This is a genomic window from Mangrovimonas xylaniphaga (assembly GCF_001280435.1).
In the GTDB taxonomy this organism is placed as follows: Bacteria; Bacteroidota; Bacteroidia; order Flavobacteriales; family Flavobacteriaceae; genus Mangrovimonas_A; species Mangrovimonas_A xylaniphaga.
This window is the reverse complement of record NZ_LBIP01000018.1, coordinates 78,460-104,139: the sequence shown is the minus strand read 5'-3', so window position 1 is coordinate 104,139 and position 25,680 is coordinate 78,460. Positions and strand designations below refer to the sequence as shown.

The following is a 25,680-nucleotide window of genomic DNA, read 5'->3' as shown; positions in this document are numbered from 1 at the left end:
AATGAAATACCTATTTAAAAACAGTTTACAGTTCTAAATCAACAAATTTGAAGGTATTGCCATCAAAAAGCCCTTTATCACTCAGTTTGAGTGACGGAATCACCAACAATGCCATAAAGGACAAGGTCATAAATGGTGCATGCAAAGTACTGCCCAATTGTTTTGCCTTTTGACTTAACTCAGCATAAGCTTTCCCTACAGACACGCCATTTTGATCACTCATGATTCCAGCTACAGGAAGCGGTACCACCTGCTCCTCAGTATCAGAAACAACACAAATGCCACCTTTATTGGCAATGATCAGGTTAACAGCCTCACAAAGTGCAGCATCATCCCCTCCCACGGCAATAATATTATGCGAATCATGGCCTACTGAACTAGCAATAGCCCCCTCTTTCAAGCCAAAATTCTTTATAAATGTCAAAGCTGGTTGCTGGTTTTCATAGCGATTCACCACGGTCATTTTCAAGATATCCTTTTCGGTATTGGATACCAATTCACCATTAATTACCAAGGCCTCTTCTATTAGTAGGTTAGTTACCAATTCGCCATCCAAAGCCTCAATAACCCGAATCCGTTTTGCTGAAGATGGTATTTTGAAATCAGAAATTTGCTTGGGCTCTGCCTTGAAGTTATTAGGAGTTTTAAAAGTAACTGGTTCAATGAGGCTCTTTCCATCAAAAACCAATTCACCTCCAATATAGGTTTGCAATGTTTTAAAATTCAGCAAATCTTCCACCACAATGCAGTCCGCTACATCGCCTTCCTGAAGCAATCCTACCTCAAGACTATAATGCTTCACAGGATTCACACAAGCCATTTGCAACACATTAAACACATCATGACCTTTGGCAATGGCTCTAGCACACAATTGGTTTATGTGTCCAACTATTAAATCGTCTGGATGTTTGTCATCACTACAAAACATCATGTTGTGATAATGGTCTGGCAACAAATCTATCAAGGCTTCAAAATTCTTGGCAGCACTACCTTCTCGAATCAACACTTTCATGCCTTTCTGCAGTTTCTCCAAACCTTCTTCATAAGTAAAGCACTCATGATCGGTGGAGATTCCAGCATTTATATAGGTAGACAAATCGTCTCCTCGCAATCCGGGAGCATGCCCATCAACAGGTTTGTCATAATGTTTGGCCCATGCAATTTTCTTCAGCACCTCTTCATCTTGAAACAACACCCCAGGATAGTTCATCATTTCGGCCAGATATTTTATCTCAGGATTTTCCAAAAGCGTTTTAATCCCTTCGGAATCGATGACCGCTCCAGCCGACTCAAAATTAGTCGCAGGCACACAGGATGGAGCCCCAAAATTGAACTTAAATGGCGTTTGTTTGCCGTTTTCAATCATGAATTCCACACCTTCCACTCCCAAAACATTGGTAATTTCGTGAGGGTCGGACACTGTAGCTACGGTACCATGACACACTGCCAATCGGGCAAATTCACTTGGCACCAACATAGAACTTTCAATATGGATATGGGCATCCACAAAACCCGGAAGGATGAAATGCTCAACATCGTGTTCTTTTTCTTCAACGGAAAAAATCTTTCCATTTTTTATGGTGACTTCCCCTTTAAAAATACGTCTATTGGAAATATCAACGATTTGCCCCTGTAGTACCATGGTCTATTTTAATTCTATTTTAATGATATGATGCGTATGGTCACAAACTTTAAAACGGCCGTCCGGACGTTTTCCTATCACCCAGATGATATAATCACCCGAACACAGCACCAACGTATTTTCCTTTTCCAATAAGGACATTTTCTCATCCTTAAAGTATTTGCTCAATTTCTTCTTCCCTTTCATTCCCAATGGATGAAAATAGTCACCTTCCTTCCAATGCCGAATAGTCAATGGGTATTTAAGCTTTTTCTTATCTACAAAAATTACATTGGGACCTTGATTGGACACCTCAGCAGCCTCACTAAAATACAAATTTCCAAGAGGTGTTTTTATCTTATCATCACATTCAGACACGAGAATAAGCGTTTCCTGTTTGTCCTCAATTTCACTCAACAACAGAAACTCCCGGTCTTTAATTAAACGATGGGTCTCAGAAAAGAGTTGCTTCCCTGACTGGGCATCCAAAAGACCTTCCACATCATTCCACTCCGTAAAATTGTAAGCTTTTAAAAGTTCATACAAATAGGCTTTGGGATTGCTAAGGGCTTTTATTTTGGAAATATCGTATTTCACATCATATTCGGAGATTTCTTTAATCACCGAATCTTCTACTTCTTCCACTCGATCTTCAATAATTGATTTAGACGCTTTTAAAAACCCAATAGTTTTTTCAAAATTCTGCAACAATTGCGGGTTGATTTCCTTCAACAAAGGAATGACATCATGGCGTAATTTATTTCGCAAGTATTTTGTAGATGCATTGCTACTATCCTCCCGCCATGTTAACTGATGTTCCTCTGCATATTCTACCAAACTGTTTCTTGAAAAGGGCAAAAGGGGCCTTACAAAAATGCCATTCACCTCGGGAATTCCCGTTAAACCATCAAGCCCTGTCCCTCTAGTTAAATTGATTAAAAATGTTTCCAAATTATCATCGGCGTGGTGAGCCGTGAGGACATAATCAAAATGAAGTTGTTTGGCTAATTCGTCAAACCAATCGTAGCGCAGCTGTCTTGCTGCCAATTGTATGGACAATTTATGCTCTGCCGCATAAGCTTCCGTTTGGAAACTCTCCAAGAACAGGTCTAAACTTAAATCTTTAGCCAATTGGAATACAAAATCGGCATCGCCATCACTCTCTGTTCCACGCAAATTGAAATTGCAATGCGCCAAAGAGACATCCAACCCCAATTGATGACACATATGGGTCAACACCACACTATCTACCCCACCAGAAATGGCTATAAGCAATTTACTTTCATAAAATCCCGGGAATTGCTGTTCTATATGCGCCTTAAAGGTGTCGAGTGTCATAAAAAGGTGGTTAAAAATGAATGTTTAATTCAAATATAACCAAGTTGTAGGTTTTTCCTCCTCAGGAACACCAAGAAACTTTAGTTTTCCAGAACTTCACGCATAGCTTTGGCCTTGACCAAACACTCTTCATATTCATTCAACGGATTGCTTTTAGCTGTGATGGCCCCGCCAACCGAATAAGACACATATCGCTTTTCAGCATTGTAAAGAATACTCCTTATCACCACATTAAAATCGAAATCACCTTGTGGGGAAAAATAGCCAACGGCTCCAGAATACAGGCCTCGCTTGGTATCTTCCAACGCTTCTATGATTTGCATGGCTGAAATTTTTGGAGCCCCTGTCATGCTGCCCATAGGAAATGTTGTGGCAATGACATCTACGGGATTTGTAGACGCCTCAATCTGAGATGTCACGGTAGAGACCATTTGGTGCACCTGCGGATAAGTATAGACTTCGCACAATTCTTCCACTACCACACTTCCTTTGGTAGCCGTGTGCGCTAAATCGTTACGCACCAAATCCACAATCATGATATTTTCACTGCGCTCCTTTTCATCCTTAGATAATTGTTCTTTCAACAATAGGTCTTCCTTAGGATTTTGGGACCGTTTTGCCGTTCCCTTGATAGGCTGTGACGTAATCTTTAAACCTTCCTTTTTGATATAGCGTTCTGGAGAAGCCGACATTAAATACTTGTCGTTAAGCCTTAAAAAAGTAGCAAAAGGCGGCTTTGAAATGGCATCCAATTTCAAATAGGTTTCCAATGGATGGATCTCTGTGTCTTCGGCATAAAACTCCTGACAAAAGTTGGCTTCATAAATATCGCCACGATGAATATGTTCCAAAACTGCATTCACTTTTTCAAAATATTCATCCTTATGCATGCGGAGTTTCACCTTAACATTATTGGGAGAACTAATATGTGTTTCAGAAGCCACATCCAATGCTTCAATATCCTTTAAATCCTCCTCCATTTCATCATCCACTGCTCCCAAATAATGCACTTCCACTTCATCATCTTTAATCAGGAACAATTTCTTGGGTTGAAAGAAAAACAAATCGGGGAATTCGAGTCCGTCAAAATTCTTGGACTCCAAACGTTCTACGGCATTTTTAAGGTCGTAAGTTAAATAACCAAACAGCCAATCTTTTGTAATGGATTGGTATTCTTTCAACTTATCGAACGCATTGTAATAATCGGTCTGGATACAAGTAAAGGCATCAACTGCCAAAACCGCATTATAGCTGGAATATTGGTTGCGATAATCGTTGGAATCCAGCCAAACTACTTCGTTAAACTGCTGCCCCCAAAACAATAATTTTTGTTTATATTGCTCTATGTTTGGGATGCGAAACTTTTGTGTAGTTCTCAAAATATAATCAATGCGTTTTTGAATGCGGCAAATTTATTAAGAAACTGCCAAATACAATAACATTGCACCCATTACTTAGCCATATTCAACCCTACTAGTAACACTTATGAAAATTATTTTCACAAAGCGCTTATTTACAATCACAACCGCTCTCATTCTAATTTTTACAACAAAGTTCACATGGGCCATGTCGCCCGATGCCGATTGGTATACCTATACCGATGAGGAGACAGGATTTTCACTTGAACTGCCTGAAGCGCCCAATTATACCGATGACTACAATGCCTTTACCATGTACAGCTACAATGGACCTAACTCCAACCGCGTGTATTCGTTCTTTTCATTGGACTTTAGAGGGCTGAATAAGGATAATTCTCCAGACGACATCATGGACAGCTTTATTACTAATATTGTAAACAACCTAAACGGGGAACTCCTGAACAAAAAGCGTCAGAAATATGCCGATGGTTTAAGATATAAGGTGACCGTAAAACTCAATTCCAAGAAATTGATGAATGCGCAATTCACTTTACAGAATGATATTTTGTATTACCAATCTGTAGAGGATGACGCCGACGAAATCAACGACAGCAACACGTCCCATTTCTTTGAGTCGATTGCCATTGCTTCTCCAAAACCTAAAAAGGAAATTCCTTGGATTGACTACAAGAGTTCCGAAGGCGCTTTTTCACTACAACTTCCAGAAGAACCAACCGATCTTTCCAGAGCACACGCCAACCCTATTGACGAGGATGGAGAACCTTATTATTTGCACATGTACAATGTACAGGATTTAAAAAATGACAATAATTACCTGTTTCGATACAACGACCAACCTTTAGGTTATTATATGGAAGATCCCTTGGGAGCATTCGAGTCTATCAAAGATAATTTTGAAGGAAAGGCCGCTTTAGTTGGTGAAGGAAAAACCATTTATCTAGACGGCTACGAAGGCCGAGAGTATGAATTGTTGATTCAGGAGAAATACCATTCCGTTTGCAGGATCTACATTCGCGGCAACAGAACATACTTGCTCCTAAAACAAAAACTGAACGATACAGATCAAGCTTCCACAGATGACTTGTTCTTCAGCAGCTTTAAATTTGAAACTCCCAAAACCCAGGAATTGGAAACCTTGAGCCCAAGAGGCACCAATTTCGAAATTCAGTTTTTTGAAGACACCTCCTTAACCATTGATAGTTTAGGATATGAAGATGTGTATCTAAAAAACTCGCACGACTATTTTGCACTAAACAAGCAATCTGGAGATGTGTATCAATTTGGATACAGTGACATCAAGGACTATTTCAAAATTAAAAGCCGTAAAGAGTTTTTTGAAACCAATGCTAATTCTCTTCTCATCTGGAACGATTCCATTGTGAGCCAAAAAGACATCACCATAAACAACAAAGAAGCTTTGGAATTCTACATCCAAAATCAAGACACCAAAGTCACCACAAGGCACCAAATTTGGATTGAAAACAAGCGTTTGTTTTTGTTAACGGGCTACTTGAGTAAGGAAAGTATGGACAGTGAACTAACCAACACTATATTTTCATCCTATAAAGTAACTTCGGAAGAACCCGAATTTGATTTGTTCTCTTCAAAAACAGAGCTTCTTATGGAGAACCTGAAATCTTCAGATACCATTGTATTTAATAATGCTTTGGGCGCTTTTGATTACTACGTCTTTGAAATTGAAGATTTGCCAAAACTGTACAATGCTATCACTGATACCTATGCCTCTTCTGAGAACGAAGAACTAATTTCCCATGAAATCCTAGAAGAACTTTCCATTACCAACGACAGTACAACCTTAGATTTCCTAAAGACACTTTACATAAATCCAAGTACAAACGACACCATAAAAGCCCACATTTTAAATACCATTCCAGTATTAGAAAATAGTGATAAATTTGAGGTATTCAACAACCTTCTATCCAATTCTATTCCAACAAATACTGATAATTACACATATGGAGTAACATCTCCCTATAGAGATTCGTTGGAATTTGCCATAGAGAATTACAAACTCCTTTTAAACCTCAACAATTACAAAACTTATCGTTCGAATGTTTTGAGTATTTTCAAGGACATTGCCGAAACTCATCCTGAGCACCTTAATTTGGTTTCAGATAATTTGGATTCACTTTTAAAGTACGCCCAAAGCGACCTTGACAGTTACCTCGACATGAAAAAAGGAGAAGATTACAACTTTAAAGACACCTCTTTAATGTATAGCTACCTGTCGTTGTTTAATACCATTTCATACAACACTCCGCTTTCGGACAACCTCACAAAGGCTCTGATGAATGTAGAAGACAATGATTGGTTAAGCTTGAGAGCCATGACCGCGAGAATCCATTGTCGCCTTAAGGTTGACGATAAACATGCCTCACAAAAACTGGATAGCCTGTTTTCCAGATACGAAATGATGGAAGTCTATCACAAAACCAATCAGTTTGATAAGGTTCCTAAAAAATATACCAAGCCAGAAGCATTTGCCCAATTGGTGCTTTACAATTATTTAGGTGAAGAAGACTACTATCCAAGCAACTTGGAGGTTTTAGGAAAAATCACAAAGGACGAGTCCGTTTTCTATGCTATTTCTTATTCTTACGAGGACGAAGAAGATGACAGCGAATATATAGGCATCGTAGGACCAATCACCCCTATTTCAAAAGACACACCTTTTAACAAATACAAATCATACTCTGATTACGACACTTTGGAAAAAGATTGGAAGAGTCAAGCACTAAATTTAATTCCAGATTTATTGGAATATGGATATTAATACAAAACACATGTTAAGCCTAAAAAACAACCTATTAAAAATAAACGTCAACCCTATTGGAGCTGAACTTTCTGCCATAACTTCGGTAAACCACAATACTGAATTTATGTGGGATGGTAACCCCGATGTATGGAATGGCATAGCCCCGGTCCTATTCCCAATAGTAGGCGGACTCAAAGACGACACTTTCTTTCATGAGGGAAAAAGCTACAAGTTACCCAGACATGGTTTTGCTAGACGAAATGCTTCAATGCAGCTTCATGAACAAACAGAAGATAAATTAACGTTTAAGTTGGTTTCGGATGAGGCACTTTTGGAGCAATACCCATTTCAATTCCAGTTTTACACTTCCTATGAATTAACAGAAAATACAATTGTCGTGTCTCATGAAGTAAAAAACACAGATGACAAAGACATGTATTTCTCCTTGGGAGCACATCCTGCATTTAAATGTCCTGTGTTACTTGATGAAAAGTACGACGATTACTATTTAGAATTCGAAACTGAAGAACACAGCGAAACCCATTTGCTAGATTCCAATTCCGGTTTATTGAACAACCAAACCGAATTAACTCTCAACCACACCAACAAACTTCCGCTACACTATCAACTTTTTGAAAAGGACGCCTTAATTTTCAAGGATCTCAAATCGAAAAAAGTGACCTTAATGAGTAAAAACAAAGGGGCTATTTTAAGTGTTTCCTATCAAGATTTCCCGTATTTGGGCATTTGGGCAAAACCTAATGCAGATTATGTATGTATTGAACCTTGGCTAGGCGTAGCAGACAAAAGCAATAGTAATCAACAACTTAAAGACAAAGAAGCCATTTTAAAATTGGCTCCAAATGAAGTCTTTAAAGCTAGTTATACCATTAGCATAGAATATTCACTTTTAGTTTAAGTAGAATTAATGTGGTAGATTTGCATCAAAATATAAACAGTGACATTTCAAGATCTTAATTTAAACACACCGCTTTACAACGCCTTGGAAGACATGGGGTTTACCACTCCTACTCCCATTCAGGAACAGGCTTTTAATGTAGTAGCTTCCGGGAAGGATGTAGTTGGTATTGCACAAACAGGAACCGGAAAAACGTTTGCCTACATGCTTCCTATCCTGAGAAACCTCAAGTTTTCTACGCAAGATAATCCTAGAGTTTTGGTTTTGGTACCTACTCGAGAATTGGTGGTACAGGTAGTTGAAGAAATAGAAAAACTATCCAAATACATCAATGTGCGTGTGTTGGGAGTTTATGGAGGTACCAATATCAACACCCAAAAGCGTGCCGTTGCGGAAGGTCTTGACATTTTGGTTGCAACACCAGGACGTCTTTACGATTTGGGAGTTAGCAGGGTTTTACAGCTGAAATCCATCCAAAAACTGGTAATTGATGAAGTTGATGTAATGCTGGATCTTGGTTTCAGACACCAATTGATGAACATTTTCGACATCCTACCAGAGCGCCGCCAAAACATCATGTTTTCGGCAACTATGACAGAAGATGTCGACCAATTGATCTCCCAATTTTTTAAAGCACCTCAACGCGTTACCGTGGCCATTTCGGGAACACCTTTGGAAAACATTATCCAAGAGCGTTATGAGGTAAAAAACTTCTACACCAAAGTAAACTTGCTACGTGAATTATTGAGCGACAAGGATACTTATAACAAAGTCATCATTTTTGTGGCCTTCAAAAAAATGGCCGATCGTCTGTTCGATCAGCTGGAAGAGGAATTTAACGACGAATGTTGTGTGATCCACTCCAACAAAACGCAAAATTACAGATTGCGTAGTATTGCTCAGTTCCAAGCAGGTGACAATAGAATTTTGATTGCTACGGATGTTATGGCGCGTGGATTGGATATTGACGACGTCTCGCATGTGATCAATTTTGACACCCCTCACTACCCAGAAAACTATATGCACCGTATAGGAAGAACCGGTAGAGCGGAAAAAAAGGGACATGCCCTAGTATTTTCAACACAAACCGAATTGGAATATATTTCGGAAATAGAAAAGTATATGGACATGGACATTCCATTGTTGCCATTTCCAGAAGGTGTTGCCATTTCAGAAGAACTCATTGAAGAAGAACGCCCGCAAATAAAGGAACGCAACAACCCAACCAAACGTTCCCTTGATGACGTTCCCGGGCCTGCCTTCCACGAAAAGTCCGAGAAAAACAAAAAACAAAACCAAGGCGGTTCCTACAGACGGGAAATTGCCAAGAAATATAAAAAGCCAAAAACCAGAGGAGATAAAAATTTCAATAAACGCAACAAAAGGAAATAACATTATGAAAGCAAGACTTACGCTCGTCATTTTTACCTTAGCCTTTCTTGTCCAACCTTTAAACGCCTCCTTAAAATGGGGCAAAACTGGACATAGGACCATTGGAGCCATTGCAGACCAATATTTAACGGGCAGGACGAAGCGTAATATAAAAAAGATTCTTAACCACGAATCGCTTGCGTTCACCTCAACTTTTGCCGATGAGATTAAGTCTGATGATCGTTACAATGAATTTTATTCTTGGCATTTTGTAAACATGGCATTGGATGAAACCTATGAAAATTCCGCCAAAAATCCAGAGGGCGATTTAATAACAGGTATTGCACGTTGCAAAGAAGTGATTACGGATGAAAATGCTTCCATGGAAGACAAGGCTTTTTATCTGAAAATGTTGATTCATTTAATTGGCGACTTACATCAACCGCTTCACGTTGGTCGTTCCGAAGATCGCGGAGGCAATGACATTAAGGTACAATGGCAGTTTAGAGACACCAATCTACATACCGTTTGGGACAGTAAAATGATTGATGCTTATGACATGAGCTATTCAGAATTGGCTCAAAACGCCGATTACCTTACCAAAGACCAAGTAAAAGCTATTCAACAAGGTTCCATTATTGATTGGGCTCACGAATCGCAGCAATTGGCAAAATCAGTATATGCTTCAGCGAACGAAGGCGATAATTTAAGATACAAATACTCCTACGAACATTTTGGAACGGTTCGTTCTCAATTACAAAAAGGAGGCATTCGATTAGCCAAAGTGCTGAATGACCTTTTCTAGGGAAGGATTCTAATTATACTTCTTATTCTACCAATAAAAAACTTCAATAGTTTAATCAGTATAACTATTGAAGTTTTTCATTTCAAAACATCTGACAACTTACCAGAGCAAAATTAACAAACAAAAAGCGGTGCATCATTAAAATACACCGCTCATAAAATTGGTAAACACTTAAAATATGCTTAATGTGTAATTACACATGTAAAGCTCTATCTCCTGTAGCAGCCAAAGCCGCTTCTTTAATAGCTTCGGTAAAGGTCGGGTGAGCATGGGACATACGCGAAACATCCTCAGCAGATGCTCTATATTCCATAGCTACTACCGCTTCGGCAATCATATCGGCTGCACGTGCTCCAACCATATGGACTCCTAAAATTTCGTCAGTATTTTTATCTGCCAAGATTTTTACAAATCCATCCAAATCCATACTGGCTCTACTTCTACCCAAAGCACGCATTGGGAATTGTCCAACTTTATAAGCTACACCAGCTTCTTTCAATTGCTCTTCGGATTTTCCTACTGCAGCAACCTCTGGCCATGTATACACAACCCCTGGAATTAAATTATAATCGATATGTGGCTTTTGTCCTGCCAAAGTTTCCGCTACAAACACACCTTCTTCCTCTGCTTTATGGGCCAACATCGCTCCTTTTACAACATCTCCAATAGCGTAAATGTTAGAAGCCGAAGTTTGTAAATGGTCATTGACTTCAACTTGTCCTCTATCGTTCAACTTCACACCAGCAGCTTCAGCATTTAAACCATCGGTATAAGGACGACGTCCTACAGACACCAAACAATAATCTCCTCTAAACTCTACTTCTTCTCCTTTTTTATTGTCAGCTTTCACTATCACTTCATCACCAACACGCTCAACAGATTTTACTTTGTGAGAGGTATTGATTTTGAATTTTTGCTTCTTTAATACCTTGTTCAATTCTTTAGACAAACCACCATCCATAGTTGGGATGATACGGTCCATATACTCCACAACGCTTACTTCAGCTCCTAAACGCTTGTACACTTGACCAAGCTCTAAACCAATAACACCACCACCAATAACGATTAGGTGTTTTGGAATTTCTTTTAATTTTAAGGCTTCAGTAGAAGTAATGATTTGCTCTTTGTCAATTTCAATAAATGGCAAACTTGAAGGTTTGGAACCTGTCGCGATAATCGTATTCTTAGCTTCTATCTCAATAGTTTCCTTACCTGTAATAGTTATATGAGTAGCATCTTTAAACGCTCCTAAACCTTCGTAAACATCGATGTTGTTTTTCTTCATCAAGAAATCGATACCACCTGTAGTTTGGTCTACCACGGCTTGTTTACGGGCAATCATTTTTTCCAAGTTCACTTTAATGTCACCTGGAATTTCAATTCCGTGCTCTTCAAAATGTTTTACGGCATCTTCGTAGTGGTGAGAAGAATCTAAAAGGGCTTTACTTGGAATACATCCTACATTAAGACAAGTTCCTCCAAGTGTTGAATATTTTTCTATGATTGCTGTTTTCATTCCCAATTGGGCGCAGCGAATGGCCGCCACATACCCTCCAGGACCAGAGCCAATAACGGCTACATCGTATGAATTCATAAGGTTTTGTTTATTCGATTTTGTTAAAACGATTACAAAAGTACAAATGTTTTGGGTCACAACCATGAAAAAACAATCTCTTATGAAACAGATTTCTTAATTATTCTTTTCTATTTAACATTAAAGCTTTTACGATGGAAATCCAAGCATATCGCCCATGCCCACGGTAAACAACCAACTCCCATAAATGGCATGCTCTATTGATACCAAAGTGGTAGATTTTGTCTTTAAAAAAGTAAGAGCAAACAATAAGCCTCCCAAAAAGGTCATGATGAGTACCAATGTATTCTTAAACATTAAATGTGCCATTGAAAACACCAGTGCATTAAGGATTATAGATATCCACTTGCTTTTCATTAAATTTTGATATCTATTAAAGTACAGCGTCCTATAAATAAGTTCTTGTGGATAGACAGAAAAAAGCGCATACAAAAACAAAATCAACACCCACATTTTGGGTTTGGAAAGTAAAACACAGAACAAATTTCCCTTATCGGTAAAATACACAAAGGAGGTGGTGAGAATTGCTATTATGAAAAATTTAGCCGATGTGAGTTTCCAAAATGTTTTCCAATTGATGGTTGGGGACAATTGAAACCTGACGTCTTCCACTTTCAGCAAAAGGTAGATTACATACAAAAATCCCACACTTCCCAAAAACAATTTAATTACCGGAGGGTACTTCAAGGCAAAACTTACCGGCAAAATCACAAAAATGATTAAAAATTCAAGCCACCTGTAAGTTTTGGATTCCATGTTACACTGTAATAGCCGTAGTATGCTTTACCTCATTGATTACAAACATACTGTGCGTACTTCCAATATGATTAATGGAAGTGAGTTTGTTTACCATAAATTTCCGAAAATCTTCCATATCTCGCACCATAACTTTCAATAAATAATCATAATCGCCACTAATATGGTAGCATTCTACGACTTCGTTTAAATTGGCAACTTCCTCTTCAAACTTCACCACATAATCATGTGAATGCTGAATGAGCTTGATATGGCAAAAGGCCACAAACCCCCTATCCACCGATTCTTTATTCAAAAGCGCTACATATTTTTGGATGACCCCTTCCCGCTCCAATTTCTTGATGCGTTCATAAACTGCAGTCACGGACAGATTCAATTTATTGGAAAGTTCTTTATTGGTCTGCTTGCTGTCTGCCTGCAGTAATTTGAGAAGTTTTAAATCTGTTTTATCCAAAGTCATGGTTGAAAAAATTTCTAAAGGAAAAGCGAATTCACCTATTTCGATGTAAATTTAACCATAAAAACCAATTATTTCAGTTTTATTTTCCTAATAATCACAATACCATTGATAATAATTCTATAATTATTCAATTTTGAAGAGTAAACAAAAACTTTAGACATGAAATTTAAACCCGCAAACAACATACAAGACTTACAATATTTTGGAGAATTTGGAGGTGTCAACCCGTCAATTTCAGATTCTTCAACTTATACCTTTTTATCTGCTAAGACCATGTTCGACACCTTCGAAGGGAATGCAGATGGATGCTACCTTTATTCACGTCACTCCTCTCCTTCCAACCTATATTTAGGAGAAGCTTTAGCGGCTATGGAAGGTACGGAAACAGCAAACGTATCAGCCTCTGGAATGGGTGCCATTACCCCAGTATTGATGCAATTGTGTGGTGCAGGAGAACATATCGTTTCCAGTAGAACCATCTACGGAGGAACCTATGCCTTCTTGAAGAATTTTATGCCACGTTTTAATGTATCCACCTCTTTTGTAGACATTACTAAATTGGATGTCGTTGAAGCGGCCATTACCGAAAACACAAAAGTTCTTTACTGCGAAACCGTAAGCAACCCACTTTTGGAAGTAGCCGATATTAAAGGGCTATCCGAAATTGCAAAACGTCATAATTTGACTTTGGTGGTAGACAATACATTTTCTCCATTGTCCATTAGCCCTGTAAAATTGGGGGCTGATGTGGTAATCCACAGTCTTACAAAATTCATCAATGGTTCCAGTGATACTGTTGGAGGTGTAGTATGCGGTAGCCAAGAATTCATTGACGCCCTGCGTAATGTAAACGATGGTGCTTCTATGTTATTAGGACCTACTATGGATAGTCTTAGAGCGTCTTCAGTGTTGAAAAACTTGAGAACGCTTCACATCCGTATGATGCAACACAGCCATAATGCCACTTATTTAGCTGAAAAATTTGAGGCTGATGGTTTGAAAACTGTATACCCTGGATTGGCATCACACCCATCCCACGAATTGTTCAAAAGCATGATGAACGAAAAATATGGTTTTGGTGGTATGTTGACTATTGATGTTGGATCTCTGGACAAAGCCAATGAATTAATGGAACTTATGCAAGAGCGAAACTTAGGGTATTTGGCAGTGAGCTTAGGATTCTACAAAACACTTTTCAGTGCGCCTGGAACCTCTACCTCTTCTGAAATTCCTGAGGAAGAACAAGCTGAAATGGGACTTACCGATGGCTTGATTCGTTTTTCTATTGGTTTGGATGCCGATATTGAGCGCACTTACGAAATGATGAGAGCATGTATGGAAGAACTTGGTATTTTAAACAAGCTAGCAGAAGTACACGTATAAAAACGTCTTTCAATAAAAAAGCCTCTCAGTAATTCTCTGAGAGGCTTTTTTTTTAAACACCTTTTAGTCGCTTCAAAAAGGCTTCAAAATCTTCTCTTTTGGGACTTTCATGATCCACCGATTTGATGTTCCATCGCTCTCCTTCCTTCATCAACATAAATTTAAAAATAGAAGAATTTCTATCATTAGGATTGAAAAAAGGATAACGCAGGTCATTATACCTTATTTCATTATTGTCCATCTTCTTCAAATTAAAATAGCCGTCACTGAACAATGACAATTGTTTGATGTCTGGATGCTGCATATCTATCAAATCATGGTGTTTCGGCAATTCCATGATGTTATCAACTTTTGCCTCGGAATCCAATAGAGAATAATAGCCAACATAATAGTTGTTTTCTCCTTCGGCAATGCCATACCAAAGGATATTATTAAAAAATGTAGGTTGGGTTCTAAATCTTGAAAACGTAATATTGCCTTCCTTGAAGGATTTTTCAAAAACGGAATTCATATACACCTTATTCATTAAAGTCAGTACCATATAAAAAGAACTGAGCCCCAAGCCCAACTTGGTCCAAAATAAGCGTTTCACGTTAGATCTTTTGTAAAACATTACCACAATCATACATATCAAAAACGGTAGTGTATAGCCTAAATCTACCACCGAAATATTGTTGAAAGCCACTCTGTAGTTTGAAAATGGCGTAAATAATTGGGTTCCGTAAGGCGTAAAACAATCTAACATGGGATGTGTAAAAAGCGACAGTCCAAACAACCAAAACCAATCTTTTAAGGAAGTGGTATCCTTCCGTTTTCCATTGTCATAAAGTTTGTAGACCAGCCATCCAAAAGCAAAAGTTCCAATAAGGCAAAACAAAAATGAATGCATAAATCCACGATGGAACATCATGATATCAATTTCATTGGAATAGAAAAGTCGTCCAACATACACATCCAAATCTGGAATGGTACCTCCAATGGCTCCGAATAACAAAGCCTTGTTTCCTATTTTTTTACCGAGCGCCAATTCTCCGCAGGCAGCACCTAATACAATTTGGGTTACAGAATCCATATATTTTTTTCAACTGAAGACAAATGTACACAACTGTTTCTATTTGCAGAATACCTTTCAAAATCGTAACATTACATCTCCAATACTAAACGCAAGCCATCCATGCAAAGCCAGGAAATAAAACCCACACAACCCCAAGACGAACACATTTTAGAAAATAAAGAATTAAGCATATGGGAAGCCTTAATCCCGGTAATGGCATTGGTGTTAATGCTAGGGTACAATGTGGCAGAAGCTTTTGGTGATGATGCGCTTAGCGGAAGTAACCAATTCATTTTGCTTATGGGGGCGGCGGTTGCGGCTATCGTTGGTTATTTCAATAAGGTATCCTTTAATCAAATGATGGAGGAAGTTGCCGAAAACATCAAGTCTACTTCTGGTGCTATTTTAATCCTGCTTCTGGTTGGCTCTTTAGCGGGTACATGGCTTATTAGTGGTATTATTCCATCCATGGTTTACTACGGGCTGCAAATTTTAAGCCCCACTATTTTTCTTCCTGCCTGTGTCATCATTTGTGCCATTATATCGGTAGCTACGGGAAGTAGCTGGACTACCTCTGCAACCGTCGGGATTGCACTTATAGGCATTGGAAATGCTTTGGGCATTAATCCGGGAATGACAGCAGGAGCCGTAATTTCAGGGGCCTATTTTGGAGATAAAATGTCGCCTTTGAGCGACACCACCAATTTAGCTCCAGCTATGGCTGGAGGCGAATTATTCTCACACATCAAATATATGATGTACACCACCATTCCAACCCTTATCATTACTTTGGTATTGTTTGTAATTATTAGTATTTCTCTCGATGTAAAAGGAGATACCGATACCACAGAAATGTTAAGTGCTATAGACAGTGCCTTTCATATTTCGCCTTGGCTATTTTTGGTGCCTGCATTGGTCATCTTTATGATTGTAAAAAAGACGCCTCCCTTACCTGCACTTTTGGCTGGAACCTTACTGGGCGGTGTGTTTGCCCTTATTTTTCAACCTGAAATTGTACAACAAATAACAGGCGCTTCCGAATTAAACTTTCTTTCTGCCTATAAAGGTATCATGACCGCCATTACCGTAGATACTTCTATAACCACTAACAGTGCCGAACTAAATGATTTGTTCTCCTCCGGAGGAATGTACGGTATGTTAGGCACCATTTGGCTGATTCTTTGCGCCATGGTTTTTGGAGGTGTGATGGATGCCATTGGCGCCTTGTCCAGAATCAGTAAGGCGGTATTAAATTTATTTGACTCTGTCTTCGGCCTTTTTGCAAGTACCGTAATAAGCTGTATTGGATTGAACGCCCTTGCTAGTGATCAATATTTGGCTTTGGTAATTCCAGGAAGAATGTATAAAAAAGCGTTTGAAGACAAAGGATTGGCCCCAGAAAACCTTAGCCGCACCCTTGAGGACTCAGGAACAGTAACTTCGGTATTGGTTCCTTGGAATACTTGTGGTGCCTACCAAAGTGGCGTGTTGGGCGTAGACACTTTATCGTATGCAGGCTATGCCTTCTTCAATTATTTAAGTCCGTTTATGACCTTGTTCTACGCAGCCTTTAAAATTAAGATTAAGCAAATTTCGAAGGACAATTTTTAACAAATAATCAAAAACTATACTTCTAAATTATTCCCATTGAATAAAGCTATTATTTAATAAATATTTAAAATCATGCAACCTCTATAAACCTACATGAAGTAGTATATTTGCATCCAGAAAATTACTAACAATTAAATATACTATTATGGCATTTGTAGGAAAAAAATTTCCAAATTTAAACGTAGACGCAATGAACGAAATGGGTGACACCTATAAAATCAACGTTCTTGAAGAAGCGGTAAACAACAAGAAAAAAGTAGTTTTATTTTGGTACCCAAAAGACTTTACTTTTGTATGCCCTACTGAGTTGCACGCATTCCAAGCTGCTATGGCTGAATTTGAAAAGCGCAATACTATTGTAATTGGAGCTTCTTGCGACACTCCGGAAGTTCACTTTGCATGGTTGAACACTGCAAAAGACAACGGAGGTATTGAAGGTGTAACTTACCCAATCTTGGCTGATTCTAACAGAAACCTTGCTTCTACTCTTGGAATCTTAGATATCACAAACGAAACTTACAACGAAGAAACTGGTGTTGTAACTGTTGAAGGTGACAACGTAACCTACAGAGCTACATACATTATCGATGAAGAAGGAACTGTACAACACGAGAGCATCAACAACATGCCATTAGGAAGAAACGTTGGTGAATACTTACGTTTAATCGATGCCTTAACTCACGTTCAAGAAAAAGGTGAAGTTTGTCCAGCAAACTGGGAAGAAGGTAAAGATGCTATGAACGCCAACAGAGATGGTGTTGCTAGCTACTTGGCTTCTCACTAATAAGAGCAACAACAAAATTTAAATCAAAGTGGGCCAAGGCCATTGGCCTACTTTGATATCCTACTCACAATCATAAACTTTTCATTATGGTACAAGAATTAAATCAAGATAACTTACAGGACATCATCAACTCAAACGACACTGTTGTAGTACAATATTCAGCAACGTGGTGTGGTAACTGCCGAATCATGAAACCAAAATTCAAGAAATTGGCTTCAGAAAACGAAAACACTGCTTTTGTAGTGGCAGATGCCGAAAAATTCCCAGAATCTAGAAAGCTGGCAAACGTAGACAACTTACCTACTTTTGCAACGTTTAAAAATGGAGCGTTTGTAAACCAAGTGCAAACCAACAAGTTTGAGGTTTTACAAGGCCTAGTATCGGAAGTCGTTTAAAGCATTATTTGCAAAAAATCTATAAGCAATGAAATTACCTGTAATTAAGCATTTAACAGAATTTATAGAGGAAAACGACGAGGACTTCGTAATTGAAGCCATCGAAACCCTTGAAGCCCTTACAGAGGTTCCTTCTCTTAAGGATGAAGAATTGGACGTTATTGGCGAGTTGATCTCCAACATGTATGGAGCCGTTGAAGTCCACAAATTGATTAAGGAAGGTACTCCTAAAAAAGAAGCCCTAAATGGCTTTATGAAACGTGTACTAGGATCTATTGACAAGTAACCCTGTCGACAAACAATATAGTTAAGGCCTTTGAAACATCTACTTTCAAAGGCTTTTTCATTTTTTATAGGCATTTATACTTCCCGCAAATCTTAAAAAATCCCCCCCTCAATAACTCAATTTTTCGTATCTTAAGTACATAAAATTCACTTACAATGAGCGAAGACAACTACATAAAAATTTTCTCCGGTAATTTCATTATGGTACAGCTCATGATGACCAGGTTGGAAGAAATAGGTATTGAACCCATAATTAAGGATGAATCGGAATCTGGCAGACTGGCGGGCTTTGGTTCTTCCATACAAGGGTTCCAGGAACTTTACGTCCACAAGGACGAATTGGACAAGGCAGTTCCTGTAGTGGAATTGGTAAGGTCTGAAATGGAAGCATAAAAAAAGCCTGAGAAAATCTCAGGCTTTTTTTTATGTGTTCAAATTGAAAAACTACGCTTCAATAGCATACATTTTTTCTCTTTGCTCCTTTATTTTCTTATCGCTCATGTACTCATCAAACGTTAAGTATCTATCAATAATTCCATTTGGAGTCAACTCAATCACTCGGTTTGCAACTGTTTGGGCAAATTCGTGGTCATGAGTTGTGAACAATACAGTTCCTTTAAAGTTTTTAAGTGAATTGTTAAAAGCAGTAATACTTTCCAAATCCAGGTGGTTTGTTGGCTCATCAAGCATCAATACGTTGGCTCTCATCATCATCATTCTACTTAGCATACAACGTACTTTTTCACCTCCAGATAATACGTCTGCAGTCTTTAAGGCCTCTTCTCCACTGAAGATCATCTTTCCAAGGAAACCTCTAATGTATACCTCTTCTCTCTCCTCTTCGGTTGTTGCCCATTGACGTAACCAATCCACAAGACTCAATTTATTCTCAAAATATTCGCTGTTATCCAATGGCAAATAAGACTGAGATGTGGTTACCCCCCAAGCATAGCTTCCGGAATCCGCTTCCATTTTTCCATTGAGGATTTGGTAGAACGCTGTGGTCGCTCTGGAATCTTTAGAATACACCACAACTTTATCACCTTTTGCCAAATTGATGTCCACATTTTGGAACAACAAATCGCCATCTTGGGAAGCAGATAGGTTTTCAATATTCAAAATTTGATCTCCGGCTTCTCTATCACGCTCAAAAATAATGGCAGGATAACGTCGGCTTGAAGGCTTGATTTCAGAAATATTCAACTTGTCAATCATTTTCTTTCTACTGGTTGCCTGTTTGGACTTGGCAACGTTGGCAGAAAAACGACGGATAAACTCTTCCAACTCCTTTTTCTTTTCCTCAGCCTTTTTGTTTTGTTGCGCTCTTTGTCTAGCTGCCAGCTGAGAAGACTCATACCAGAACGTATAGTTTCCTGAATAATGGGTGATTTTTCCAAAATCGATATCAGAAATATGAGTACAAACCGCATCCAAGAAGTGACGGTCGTGAGATACCACAATGACACAGTTGTTATAATCTGCTAAGAAGTTTTCCAACCAAGAAATAGTTTCATAATCCAGGTCGTTGGTAGGCTCATCCATGATCAATACATCTGGATTTCCAAAAAGGGCCTGTGCCAAAAGCACACGTACCTTTTGCTTACCATCCAAATCCTTCATCAACATATAATGCAAATCTTCCTTGATCCCTAAGTTTGAAAGCATGGCTGCGGCATCACTATCGGCATTCCAACCATTCATTTCTTCAAACTGCACCTGAAGCTCTCCAATTTTCTCAGCATTCTCATCGGTATAATCGGCATACAAAGCATCAATTTGGGTCTTTAAATTATATAAAGGTTTGTTTCCCATAATGATGGTTTCCAACACGGTATGCTCATCATATAAGTTATGGTTTTGTTCCAACACACTCATACGTTTTCCTGGTTCCAAATGCACATGTCCAGAAGTTGGATCCATTTTCCCAGATAATATCCTTAAAAACGTAGACTTTCCTGCTCCGTTTGCTCCAATAATACCGTAACAGTTCCCTTGGGCGAAGGTTGTATTTACCTCGTCGAATAGAATTCGTTTACCAAACTGAACTGAAAGATTAGAAACTGATAGCATAATAATTTGTTTTAATTTTTTGCAAAAGTAGACAAATGAATCCACAAGATGAAACATCTATTCCTTTTTTGAAGGCATAAAGCCTTTGAAAGCCTAGGACTACATAACTTTTAACAGCGCCTTAACAAGAGAAATAGAATTGTTAGTCTATTTTTGTTTATGACCATAACCAGCCTACATTAAGTTACCGCTATGAAGTTTTACATAATACCCCTTATAGTATCAGTGTTTTTTACGGGATGTATGGATACCACATTGGCTCCCGAAGACTATGCATATTTTGGAGGGGAAATTATCAATCCTAAGAAAAATTATGTAACCCTCCACTTAGAAGAAGGTCAAGTAGATACCATGTATTTGGATGAAGAAAACAGGTTCTTCAAAAAAATAGACCATGTAGAATCTGGTCTATATGCCTTTTTGCATGGGGGTGAATACCAATTGGTACTTTTAGAACCTAAAGACAGTATCATGCTAAGGCTAAACACCTTGGATTTTGACGAGTCCTTGGTATTTACAGGAATTGGCTCAAAAAAGAACAACTACCTTATTAAATCATTTTTGGAAGATGAAAATGAGGACATGCACAAAAAAGAGTTCTTCCAGATGCCTCCAGAGGAATTTGAAAGCTATTTAAATACCAAAAAGGAAGAAAAATTGGCTCACCTCAATGAGTTTTTGGAAAAGTACCCCTCCTCCGATTTCTTTAAAAATATAGCAGAAGCCAACATTAACTACAATACTTACTTCTATAAAGAAGCCTACCCTTTTGGTTATTTTGGCGACAGCAAATTGGTGCATTACAAAGATTTACCAGAACACTTTTACAATTTTAGAAAGGATATTAACTATAATTTTAAAGACTTAAGGGAATGCGCCACTTACAACCGTTTTCTGTTGGCACATTTTAACAATTTAGCCCTTAGCTCTTATTACAAAAACACTGATCAGCATAAGTATTTTGATAGACAATCCTTAAACTACAATTTGAAAAAATTGGAACTAATCGATAGTTTGGTAAACGTGGATCCCATCAAAAACTATTTATTGAAAATGAATGTTAGGGAGTCCCTTTATATGACGGACACGCCCTCTGAAACCAATCAGTTGTTAGCCTCCTATTTGCAAAAAACCACCAGTGACATTGATAAAAAGGATATTAAGACTGTGGTAGACAAATTGAACCGATTGAAACCTGGGCAACCAATTCCAGATCTTACTTTGATCAATTTCAATGACGAACCGCATAGCTTGAAATCTTTAATAGACAAGCCTACTATCATTTACTTTTGGTCTTCCAACTTCGACCTAAATCACAAAAACCTTTATTATCGCACCAAAAAGTTACAGGACAAATATCCAGACCTAAACATTATCGCTATCAATATTAACGATGAAAACAATATGTACTGGAAAAATACTTTGAAACGTACTAAGTTTACTCCACAAAATGAATATCGTTTTGAGAACTTAAATGAAGGAATCAAAACTTTAATTACAAACTCTGTATACACCATTTTCTTGGTTGATGGCTCAGGCCAAATCATCTCATCCAAAAACAGTTTATATAGTGAAGAATTTCAGAGCAATTTTGAAAAGTTAGTTGCCCAAAAATAAAAGAGGAAAGGTTCAATTATAGCATAAAAAAAGCTCCTAAATTTCTTTAGGAGCTTTTTTTATTTATCTATGGAGTATTCTTAGTTTCCTTTTTTATAGTCAGCTAAAAATTTCTCAAGACCTATATCAGTCAATGGGTGGCTCAACAAACCTGTAATAGCGCTTAATGGACCAGTCATTACGTCTGCACCAAGTTTAGCACAGTCAATCACGTGCATTGTGTGACGCACAGAAGCCGCTAAAATTTCAGTTTCGAAACCATAGTTATCAAAAATCTGACGGATTTCAGCAATAAGGTTCAAACCATCTGTAGAAATATCGTCCAAACGACCAATAAACGGAGACACATACGTTGCTCCTGCTTTAGCAGCCAATAACGCTTGCCCTGGAGAGAACACCAAAGTTACGTTTGTTTTAATTCCTTTGTCGCTAAAATATTTACAAGCCTTGATTCCGTCTTTAATCATTGGCAATTTGATTACGATTTGGTCGTGCAACTCAGCTAAAGCCTCACCTTCTCTTACCATTCCTTCAAAATCTGTAGAAATTACCTCGGCACTTACATCTCCATCAACAATATTGCAGATATCCACATAGTGCTTCATAATGTTGTCAACACCTGTAATACCTTCTTTGGCCATTAATGAAGGGTTGGTTGTTACACCATCTAAAATACCTAATTCCTGTGCCTCTCTAATTTGATCTAAATTAGCTGTGTCTATAAAAAATTTCATGTTTATTGTTTATTTAAAGTTGATTATTAAATCTCTCGCAAAATTACAATTTATAATGATTTAGCAGTAGTTTTTCGTAAACTTTATCAGGCAAAATTCGCTTTAAAACAATGGAAAACTTCTGCATAAATTCCCCCACTTTATAATGGATTTTAGGATTAGGATTTTCTATGATTTTATGGATGGCTTTGGCCATAAGCATTGGGTCTTTTCCTTCATCTACATGGGCATCCATCAATTTTAAGGTATTTCCATAAGGTTCCTTGTATGGAGATTCTTCCAAAACAGGGGCATGAAACCTTCCTGCGGCAATATTGGTGGCAAAATCACCTGGAGCCACATTGGTCATTTTAATATTGAAATCTTTAATCTCCATTCTAAAAGCCTCTGTCACCAATTCCAAAGCACCTTTACTGGCACTGTAAATGCCTCGGTAAGGCAATCCCATATAACCTGCTATAGAGGTTACATTTATAATCAACCCTGAATTTTGTTTGCGCATCTGTGGCAACACGGCCTTGATCACATTGATTGGACCAAAAAAATTGGTTTCAAAATTTCGTTTGATTTCTGCATCCGGAATTTCCTCAATAGGTCCTGTAATACCTGCTCCTGCATTATTTACCAAAACCTCCAACTTCCCTTCTTTCTCTATGACATGGGCAACTGCCTTTGAAATGGTTTCCAAATTGGAAACATCCAAAGCAATAAGCGGAAACTTACTGTTGGCGTATCGATCTGGATTTCTACTGGTACCGTACACCTGGTATCCCTTTGACGTTAAAAATTCTCCTATGGATTTCCCTATTCCGGAAGACCCTCCGGTAATGAGCACAACTTTAGACATTATAATGGTATAAAAACTTAAGCCGTAAAAATAAGAATGAATTTGAGAAGTGCACAAAACAAAAAGGATTTGTTACAAACCAGTAACAAATCCATCTATTCTTATCTCCTTTTTACGTAAAAAAGGTTCGGTTTATGCCATAAAAAAAGGCAAGCTACCTACATCACACCGCTACGACCGCGTACCTTTGCTGCGTTCCCGCCCTGGAGGGTTCAGCAGGAGCTGGTTGTGTAGGACTTGCCGCTGCAAAGATACAATCTTTTAATTGTTCTGCAATGATTTTTTAAACTGAATTTTATTAGATAAATTGCCTTAAAAACATATTGAAATGACAGCCACATATAAACTTTTATCAATCACCTTTTTAGCGTTTGTTTTATGGTCATGCGGAAGCAATTCTGAAACCAAAAAAAATAATTTTTCTATTGAAACTAGTGCCAAAAAGAACATAATTACCCTTGGAGAGACCTTAAAACTGTCGTTGAAAAATCCAAAAAACGTCGAAGTAACCTCTGTAAGCTACAAATTGGGAGACCAAACCATCCCAAATGAATTTAAAATGGAAGACGTAAAACTTGGTGTACACAAAATATCGGCTTCCATCGTAACGGAAGATGGTACGGATGAAGTTTCTACCCATATCACCATTTTAAACAACCAAAAACCAAAATTATATACCTTTAACATCATCAATGAATATCCTCACGATATTACCTCCTACACCCAAGGTCTCGAATTTCATGATGGCTACCTTTATGAAAGTACTGGGCAATACAACGAGTCTAAATTGCGAAAAGTAGATTATAAAACTGGAGAGGTCCTACAGAACACCGACTTGGAAAGACAATACTTCGGTGAAGGCATGACCATTATGAATGATAAAATCTATCAATTGACCTGGCGTGAAAATACAGGTTTTGTATATCAATTAGACTCTTTTGAAAAAATAAGCACCTTCACCTACGGCCAGAGCAAAGAAGGTTGGGGATTGTGTAATGACAGTGAGGTCATTTATAAAAGTGACGGTACCGAAAACATCTGGATTTTGGACCCGAATACACTTCAGGAGAAAGACCACATTCAAGTGTATAGGGATAAAGGAAAAATTATCAACCTTAACGAACTGGAATGGATTGATGGAAAAATTTACGCCAACAACTACCAATATAACGGCGTTACCATCATCAATCCTGAAAATGGCGCTGTAGAAGGCGTTATTGACTTCTCCCCTCTTCATAATAAAGTGAAACAACACCCAGGTCTTGATGTGCTAAATGGGATAGCCTACAATCCTGAGACCAAAACACTTTTTGTAACAGGAAAACGTTGGAACAAATTATTTGAGGTTGAAATCATTGAAAAATAATAGCAAGTTCCGCTTTTGACATTTCATCGATAAACCCTTATATATTTTTAGAAGCAAGCAATAAAGGCTACTTTTGCGCTCTAACGAATTGAGCAATGAAAACCTTTGAAACCATAATTACTGTAACAGAAGATGATCTGGACCAACTAAACCATGTCAACAATGTGAGGTATGTACAATGGGTTCAAGATGTTGCCGCCCAACATTGGGATGCGGGAGCTACTCAAGAAATAAAAGACCAGTATTTTTGGGTATTGGTAAAACACACCATAGAATATAAATTACCTGCATTTCTGGGAGAATCCATTAGGTTAAAAACCTATATCGCGAAATCCGAAGGCGTCATCTCCACTAGAATTGTAGAAATTTACAACCATACAACGTCCAAGCTACTAGTGACTTCAGAAGCCAATTGGTGTTTGATTTCAAAAAGTACCAATCGCCCTTGCAGAATAACTGCTGAAATTGAAAACCTCTTTACTTAAACAAAGGTTAAAACCGCTGTTAAAGTTTCT

Annotated in this window: 23 protein-coding genes and 1 other RNA gene; 13 read left to right on the top strand and 11 right to left on the bottom strand. The window is 38.1% G+C overall.

Going from position 1 to position 25,680, the window contains the following annotated elements; all coding sequences use genetic code 11:
- Positions 1 to 25 precede the first annotated feature (25 nt).
- From ade to pabB, 3 genes are all read right to left on the bottom strand, one after another.
- Positions 26 to 1,642 carry an adenine deaminase gene (ade, locus tag ZA06_RS11555; RefSeq protein ID WP_053977634.1) on the bottom strand — a complete coding sequence of 539 codons (1,617 nt, stop codon included), beginning with the start codon at positions 1,640 to 1,642 and terminating at the stop codon, positions 26 to 28.
- Between the two features lie 3 nt (positions 1,643 to 1,645).
- A complete protein-coding gene (gene tilS, locus ZA06_RS11550; RefSeq protein ID WP_053977633.1) occupies positions 1,646 to 2,959 on the bottom strand; it encodes a tRNA lysidine(34) synthetase TilS in 1,314 nt (437 codons plus the stop codon).
- Between the two features lie 80 nt (positions 2,960 to 3,039).
- Entirely contained in the window at positions 3,040 to 4,338 is a 1,299-nt protein-coding gene (gene pabB, locus ZA06_RS11545; RefSeq protein ID WP_053977632.1) for an aminodeoxychorismate synthase component I, read from the bottom strand.
- A 106-nt stretch (positions 4,339 to 4,444) separates the two neighbouring features.
- Between pabB and ZA06_RS11540 the strand changes: the two genes are divergently transcribed.
- Genes ZA06_RS11540 through ZA06_RS11525 form a run of 4 tightly spaced genes read left to right on the top strand, consistent with a single transcriptional unit; the run spans position 4,445 to position 10,209 of the window.
- Positions 4,445 to 7,132: a hypothetical protein gene (locus ZA06_RS11540; RefSeq protein WP_157503242.1), complete on the top strand. Its 2,688-nt coding sequence runs from the start codon at positions 4,445 to 4,447 to the stop codon at positions 7,130 to 7,132.
- Positions 7,133 to 7,142: 10 nt separating this feature from the next.
- Positions 7,143 to 8,033, top strand: a complete 891-nt coding sequence (locus ZA06_RS11535) for an aldose 1-epimerase family protein (RefSeq protein WP_053978071.1) — start codon at positions 7,143 to 7,145, stop codon at positions 8,031 to 8,033.
- Between the two features lie 39 nt (positions 8,034 to 8,072).
- Entirely contained in the window at positions 8,073 to 9,425 is a 1,353-nt protein-coding gene (locus ZA06_RS11530; RefSeq protein WP_053977630.1) for a DEAD/DEAH box helicase, read from the top strand.
- 4 nt (positions 9,426 to 9,429) lie between these two features.
- A complete protein-coding gene (locus tag ZA06_RS11525) occupies positions 9,430 to 10,209 on the top strand; it encodes a S1/P1 nuclease (RefSeq protein WP_053977629.1) in 780 nt (259 codons plus the stop codon).
- A 193-nt stretch (positions 10,210 to 10,402) separates the two neighbouring features.
- On the opposite strand, the gene lpdA is transcribed toward ZA06_RS11525, so the two are convergent.
- The 3 genes from lpdA to ZA06_RS11510 all read right to left on the bottom strand — a co-directional run bounded on the left by lpdA (position 10,403) and on the right by ZA06_RS11510 (position 13,019).
- The gene (gene lpdA, locus ZA06_RS11520; protein ID WP_053978070.1) at positions 10,403 to 11,803 is read right to left on the bottom strand and encodes a dihydrolipoyl dehydrogenase; all 1,401 of its coding nucleotides are present in this window, start codon (positions 11,801 to 11,803) and stop codon (positions 10,403 to 10,405) included.
- Positions 11,804 to 11,932: 129 nt separating this feature from the next.
- Entirely contained in the window at positions 11,933 to 12,559 is a 627-nt protein-coding gene (locus tag ZA06_RS11515; protein WP_053977628.1) for a CPBP family intramembrane glutamic endopeptidase, read from the bottom strand.
- 1 nt (position 12,560) lies between these two features.
- Positions 12,561 to 13,019: an Lrp/AsnC family transcriptional regulator gene (locus ZA06_RS11510; protein ID WP_053977627.1), complete on the bottom strand. Its 459-nt coding sequence runs from the start codon at positions 13,017 to 13,019 to the stop codon at positions 12,561 to 12,563.
- A 159-nt stretch (positions 13,020 to 13,178) separates the two neighbouring features.
- Between ZA06_RS11510 and ZA06_RS11505 the strand changes: the two genes are divergently transcribed.
- Positions 13,179 to 14,402: an aminotransferase class I/II-fold pyridoxal phosphate-dependent enzyme gene (locus ZA06_RS11505; protein ID WP_053977626.1), complete on the top strand. Its 1,224-nt coding sequence runs from the start codon at positions 13,179 to 13,181 to the stop codon at positions 14,400 to 14,402.
- A gap of 52 nt (positions 14,403 to 14,454) precedes the next feature.
- Here the strand turns inward: ZA06_RS11505 and ZA06_RS11500 are convergent, their stop codons facing one another.
- Positions 14,455 to 15,474, bottom strand: coding sequence for a metal-dependent hydrolase (locus ZA06_RS11500; RefSeq protein ID WP_053977625.1), 1,020 nt, complete (start codon positions 15,472 to 15,474; stop codon positions 14,455 to 14,457).
- 75 nt (positions 15,475 to 15,549) lie between these two features.
- Between ZA06_RS11500 and nhaC the strand changes: the two genes are divergently transcribed.
- From nhaC to ZA06_RS11475, 5 genes are all read left to right on the top strand, one after another.
- Positions 15,550 to 17,067 carry a Na+/H+ antiporter NhaC gene (nhaC, locus tag ZA06_RS11495; protein WP_394332254.1) on the top strand — a complete coding sequence of 506 codons (1,518 nt, stop codon included), beginning with the start codon at positions 15,550 to 15,552 and terminating at the stop codon, positions 17,065 to 17,067.
- 145 nt (positions 17,068 to 17,212) lie between these two features.
- Positions 17,213 to 17,851, top strand: a complete 639-nt coding sequence (locus tag ZA06_RS11490) for a peroxiredoxin (RefSeq protein ID WP_053977623.1) — start codon at positions 17,213 to 17,215, stop codon at positions 17,849 to 17,851.
- 86 nt (positions 17,852 to 17,937) lie between these two features.
- A complete protein-coding gene (locus ZA06_RS11485) occupies positions 17,938 to 18,246 on the top strand; it encodes a thioredoxin family protein (protein ID WP_053977622.1) in 309 nt (102 codons plus the stop codon).
- A 28-nt stretch (positions 18,247 to 18,274) separates the two neighbouring features.
- Positions 18,275 to 18,532 (top strand): DUF6952 family protein, encoded by a 258-nt coding sequence (locus ZA06_RS11480; protein ID WP_053977621.1) that lies wholly within the window; start codon positions 18,275 to 18,277, stop codon positions 18,530 to 18,532.
- Between the two features lie 155 nt (positions 18,533 to 18,687).
- Positions 18,688 to 18,924 carry a putative signal transducing protein gene (locus ZA06_RS11475; RefSeq protein WP_053977620.1) on the top strand — a complete coding sequence of 79 codons (237 nt, stop codon included), beginning with the start codon at positions 18,688 to 18,690 and terminating at the stop codon, positions 18,922 to 18,924.
- Positions 18,925 to 18,975: 51 nt separating this feature from the next.
- Here the strand turns inward: ZA06_RS11475 and ZA06_RS11470 are convergent, their stop codons facing one another.
- Entirely contained in the window at positions 18,976 to 20,601 is a 1,626-nt protein-coding gene (locus tag ZA06_RS11470) for an ABC-F family ATP-binding cassette domain-containing protein (protein ID WP_053978069.1), read from the bottom strand.
- A 192-nt stretch (positions 20,602 to 20,793) separates the two neighbouring features.
- Here ZA06_RS11470 and ZA06_RS11465 point away from each other — a divergent pair, with 192 nt between their 5' ends.
- Positions 20,794 to 22,218, top strand: a complete 1,425-nt coding sequence (locus tag ZA06_RS11465) for a TlpA family protein disulfide reductase (protein ID WP_157503240.1) — start codon at positions 20,794 to 20,796, stop codon at positions 22,216 to 22,218.
- An 80-nt stretch (positions 22,219 to 22,298) separates the two neighbouring features.
- Here ZA06_RS11465 and fsa read toward each other — a convergent pair whose 3' ends face one another.
- The 3 genes from fsa to ffs all read right to left on the bottom strand — a co-directional run bounded on the left by fsa (position 22,299) and on the right by ffs (position 24,042).
- The gene (fsa, locus tag ZA06_RS11460) at positions 22,299 to 22,952 is read right to left on the bottom strand and encodes a fructose-6-phosphate aldolase (RefSeq protein ID WP_053977618.1); all 654 of its coding nucleotides are present in this window, start codon (positions 22,950 to 22,952) and stop codon (positions 22,299 to 22,301) included.
- A gap of 43 nt (positions 22,953 to 22,995) precedes the next feature.
- Complete coding sequence (locus tag ZA06_RS11455; RefSeq protein WP_053977617.1) at positions 22,996 to 23,799, bottom strand: SDR family oxidoreductase; 804 nt, start codon at positions 23,797 to 23,799, stop codon at positions 22,996 to 22,998.
- 144 nt (positions 23,800 to 23,943) lie between these two features.
- Positions 23,944 to 24,042: signal recognition particle sRNA small type (ffs, locus tag ZA06_RS16800), an RNA gene on the bottom strand.
- An 85-nt stretch (positions 24,043 to 24,127) separates the two neighbouring features.
- Between ffs and ZA06_RS11450 the strand changes: the two genes are divergently transcribed.
- Both ZA06_RS11450 and ZA06_RS11445 read left to right on the top strand, forming a co-directional pair.
- Entirely contained in the window at positions 24,128 to 25,165 is a 1,038-nt protein-coding gene (locus tag ZA06_RS11450) for a glutaminyl-peptide cyclotransferase (protein ID WP_053977616.1), read from the top strand.
- Positions 25,166 to 25,260: 95 nt separating this feature from the next.
- The gene (locus ZA06_RS11445) at positions 25,261 to 25,650 is read left to right on the top strand and encodes an acyl-CoA thioesterase (RefSeq protein WP_053977615.1); all 390 of its coding nucleotides are present in this window, start codon (positions 25,261 to 25,263) and stop codon (positions 25,648 to 25,650) included.
- The last annotated feature ends 30 nt before the right edge of the window (positions 25,651 to 25,680 follow it).

Excerpts from the sequence above, each read along its gene's own strand:
- ade (WP_053977634.1), bottom strand. The coding sequence starts at position 1,642 with ATGGTACTACAGGGGCAAATCGTTGATATTTCCAATAGACGTATTTTT.
- tilS (WP_053977633.1), bottom strand. The coding sequence starts at position 2,959 with ATGACACTCGACACCTTTAAGGCGCATATAGAACAGCAATTCCCGGGA.
- ZA06_RS11540 (WP_157503242.1), top strand. The coding sequence starts at position 4,445 with ATGAAAATTATTTTCACAAAGCGCTTATTTACAATCACAACCGCTCTC.
- ZA06_RS11535 (WP_053978071.1), top strand. The coding sequence starts at position 7,143 with ATGTTAAGCCTAAAAAACAACCTATTAAAAATAAACGTCAACCCTATT.
- ZA06_RS11525 (WP_053977629.1), top strand. The coding sequence starts at position 9,430 with ATGAAAGCAAGACTTACGCTCGTCATTTTTACCTTAGCCTTTCTTGTC.
- lpdA (WP_053978070.1), bottom strand. The coding sequence starts at position 11,803 with ATGAATTCATACGATGTAGCCGTTATTGGCTCTGGTCCTGGAGGGTAT.
- ZA06_RS11515 (WP_053977628.1), bottom strand. The coding sequence starts at position 12,559 with ATGGAATCCAAAACTTACAGGTGGCTTGAATTTTTAATCATTTTTGTG.
- ZA06_RS11510 (WP_053977627.1), bottom strand. The coding sequence starts at position 13,019 with ATGACTTTGGATAAAACAGATTTAAAACTTCTCAAATTACTGCAGGCA.
- ZA06_RS11505 (WP_053977626.1), top strand. The coding sequence starts at position 13,179 with ATGAAATTTAAACCCGCAAACAACATACAAGACTTACAATATTTTGGA.
- ZA06_RS11500 (WP_053977625.1), bottom strand. The coding sequence starts at position 15,474 with ATGGATTCTGTAACCCAAATTGTATTAGGTGCTGCCTGCGGAGAATTG.
- ZA06_RS11490 (WP_053977623.1), top strand. The coding sequence starts at position 17,213 with ATGGCATTTGTAGGAAAAAAATTTCCAAATTTAAACGTAGACGCAATG.
- ZA06_RS11485 (WP_053977622.1), top strand. The coding sequence starts at position 17,938 with ATGGTACAAGAATTAAATCAAGATAACTTACAGGACATCATCAACTCA.
- ZA06_RS11480 (WP_053977621.1), top strand. The coding sequence starts at position 18,275 with ATGAAATTACCTGTAATTAAGCATTTAACAGAATTTATAGAGGAAAAC.
- ZA06_RS11475 (WP_053977620.1), top strand. The coding sequence starts at position 18,688 with ATGAGCGAAGACAACTACATAAAAATTTTCTCCGGTAATTTCATTATG.
- ZA06_RS11470 (WP_053978069.1), bottom strand. The coding sequence starts at position 20,601 with ATGCTATCAGTTTCTAATCTTTCAGTTCAGTTTGGTAAACGAATTCTA.
- ZA06_RS11465 (WP_157503240.1), top strand. The coding sequence starts at position 20,794 with ATGAAGTTTTACATAATACCCCTTATAGTATCAGTGTTTTTTACGGGA.
- fsa (WP_053977618.1), bottom strand. The coding sequence starts at position 22,952 with ATGAAATTTTTTATAGACACAGCTAATTTAGATCAAATTAGAGAGGCA.
- ZA06_RS11455 (WP_053977617.1), bottom strand. The coding sequence starts at position 23,799 with ATGTCTAAAGTTGTGCTCATTACCGGAGGGTCTTCCGGAATAGGGAAA.
- ZA06_RS11450 (WP_053977616.1), top strand. The coding sequence starts at position 24,128 with ATGACAGCCACATATAAACTTTTATCAATCACCTTTTTAGCGTTTGTT.
- ZA06_RS11445 (WP_053977615.1), top strand. The coding sequence starts at position 25,261 with ATGAAAACCTTTGAAACCATAATTACTGTAACAGAAGATGATCTGGAC.